This window comes from Pseudomonas sp. 05N434, assembly GCF_056396965.1.
On record NZ_JBFTMK010000623.1, the window covers coordinates 1 to 2,742 of the forward strand.

Annotated in this window: 4 protein-coding genes; all 4 read right to left on the bottom strand. The window is 48.5% G+C overall.

Features of this window, described 5'->3' with window-relative positions; genetic code table 11:
• The coding region (locus AC1DLB_RS27005; RefSeq protein ID WP_477786004.1) for a methyltransferase family protein at positions 1–571 on the bottom strand (571 nt) is incomplete at its 3' end.
• On the bottom strand, positions 552–1,457 hold the full coding sequence (locus AC1DLB_RS27010) for an NAD-dependent epimerase/dehydratase family protein (protein ID WP_477786005.1): 906 nt from the start codon (positions 1,455–1,457) through the stop codon (positions 552–554). The genes AC1DLB_RS27010 and AC1DLB_RS27005, both read right to left, overlap by 20 nt.
• 16 nt (positions 1,458–1,473) lie before the next feature.
• Entirely contained in the window at positions 1,474–2,046 is a 573-nt protein-coding gene (locus tag AC1DLB_RS27015) for a histidine phosphatase family protein (RefSeq protein ID WP_477744391.1), read from the bottom strand.
• The coding region (locus tag AC1DLB_RS27020) for a hypothetical protein (RefSeq protein WP_477786006.1) at positions 2,043–2,742 on the bottom strand (700 nt) is incomplete at its 5' end. The genes AC1DLB_RS27015 and AC1DLB_RS27020, both read right to left, overlap by 4 nt.

A 2,742-nucleotide genomic window follows, 5' to 3' on the forward strand; every position in this document is an offset into this window, starting at 1 on the left:
GGGTGTAGGCTGCGCCAAAATAATTAACCAACATTTTCTCTTCGCCATGGATTCGTTTAAGAATCAATAAAAGTGCGACAGAGAAGACAATCAGCGCGGCATAAACGCTCGTATAGAAAGCGAAACCCGTGACAATAAGCAGCGTTCCTAGATACGCCGGGTGCCTGATGTACTTGAAGGCGCCGGCCTTGACCAACTCATGATCGGTCAGCAATCGCAATGAGTGCGAAAAATGCCGTCCCAGTATGATTTTTCCATGAGCCCGCAGACCGATGCCACACAAGATCATGAATGAACCCACCATTTGAAATAAGAATTCACTGCGCATCAGCAACTGCAACAGCATGACAATCGATATCGCACACGACACCAGAAATCCACTTTTGATGCCTTTATCGAAAGCGCTATCGCTGTCTGTCTCTTGTAGAAAATACAGTTCTGAACACAACAGAACACTCGCCATGATGATCGGCGGAAGCAACGCTAAACCCGAGTAATAAAGCAGTACCATAGAAGAGCACAACAGTGGTACCAACAAACTGGCGGCGACATCAACTCTGAATGCTTTCAAAATATCCCTCTACCAATACCGATAACTTCGTCCGAGTCAAGATCACGCTCACACCCTTTTCGATATGCCACGGGCAAATGAAAAGATCGTTGAAGCGCGCCCATGGAAATAATTTTCTTTGGCGCCTGAAGAGGTCCATAAAAGACAGAACTTTGTAAATCCTGAACAAGGAGCGTACTTTCACTCTCCGCAACCTGGCATTGTCCTCTGCCGTCTGGAGCCTGYCGTACACTTCGCCGACCAGATCGTTATAGGTCACCGTGTCCTCGCTGAGGAGATAACACGTTTGCAGTGCCTGATCAGGGCTGCGCGCCAACCATTGGATAATGCACTGGGCAATACTTTCCACACCAATGACGTGCAGCGCCGGGAGGTCATCTGTCACCAATGGCAGTAGTTTCAACTTGCACAGTGAGATCATCGGCAACAGGTTCTTGTCATGACGACCCAGTACGGTCGGCACCCGCAAAATCACCCCTTGCACCTTGTTGCTATTTGAATGGATAACTTGCTCTGCCGCCCACTTATCATCGGCGTACGCATCCAGTCTTTTTTCAGGGTTGTGAGCCTTGACGCTACTCAAGTGGAAAAAATTCTTCTTGTCAGCGGTACCAACGTGAATCGACGCCAGTATCTGCTCCGTGAGTACCTTATTACTGTCGGTGCGCGCGCCCAGGCGACTAAGACCGATCCCCGTGCAGTTAACAATAAAGTCACTATCGTTAACTAATTTTATAAACTCCGCAGAGCCGATTTCGCAAGCATCATAACCAGCCCTCGGCAAGCGTGAATGGCGGATAAGCTGAATATCCTTCACTTGGCTGAGGACCTCGTAGACACCCTGTCCGATAAAACCGCTGGCCCCTAAAAGCAGTAACTTCTTCACGTGTACGCAATCCCTTTCATGGTGTTAAAGACTCGACCGAGAAACACCCTGAGCGATAAACCGTGTGAGCCTGCATGCCCTGTTTTTGCAGTGTTTTCCTGACGGTTCTGAGAAACATACCGTGGGATACGACAATCATCGTCTTCCCTCTCCCGGCGCTGGATTTGTAAAGCTCATCGGCGACACTTACAGCCCGAAGGTGTTCTGCTTTTCGGGAGACAGCTCCCAACGAAATCCCCAGCAGCCACAGAACTCTGTGCAGAGCGAACCATTGCCTTAACCCCAATCTCAGGAAAGGAATGGCGCTTACCCGCAGGTCGTACTCCTGTAATCGACTATCTTGTTGAATACGCGAAACTTTGAATAATTTGCACGCCGTTGCATAAGCTCTGTTGACCGGCGAGGAAATGACGGTGGCCTCGGAGGCCAAAAGTGGCTGCGACAAATCCGGACGCTTCAAGAAACCTGTAACTTCATCCTCATCGATATTTGAGGTCTGGTTATATTCTGCCAGAAGCACTTTCGCCGAGGCGGCATTGCAACGCCCGTAATTGACCAACGGTGAGGCGTGACGTATTAAATAAATCACAGCAGATAGACTCCCGTTACAATCGCATTACCGACAATAAACAGAAACGGTGTATCCCACGTATGAGGGGACTTTGCCTCCGTCAAGGTAAGGGCAAGAGGAAAAACAGCACACAGCAGTACAAACTGATGCCATTCAAAATAATCCTTGAACAACACACAAAACAACATCGACATCACGAATACGGTTGCGGACCCTTCCAGGGTTCTTTTGAATTTCTTGTCAACAAAAAATCCTTTGGCAACATACTCGTGTTTTCCAAATCGGATACCGACAGGTTCTGCCAAGCCATCACCAAAGGTGGTGGCTAAAATGGTGATGTAAATCAACTCAATCGGAACACCGACTGCCAACCAGACATATTGCGTCACCCACAATACCAGCAAGCCCGCCACGGTTTGGCTTACCAACCAGGAAAGTGTATGAGGCGAGTCTTCCGGACGATCAATACTCGCAAACATATGCTGTGCAGTCAGATAACGACGACGCGCCCACCCGCACATGCCCAAGAATAAAATAGCCGTGGACACCACAGACAACAGTAATCGCTCATGGGTACTTTGAATGTTGAATAACACAAAGAAAAGGCTGGGCAGCAAGAACATCGCAAAATGCCCAACCTTTCTCGTATAGTTAACCCGCACTCCTTTATTCAGGACTAAAAGCCCCAAACCCTTGCATAGCATAAAATAGAAA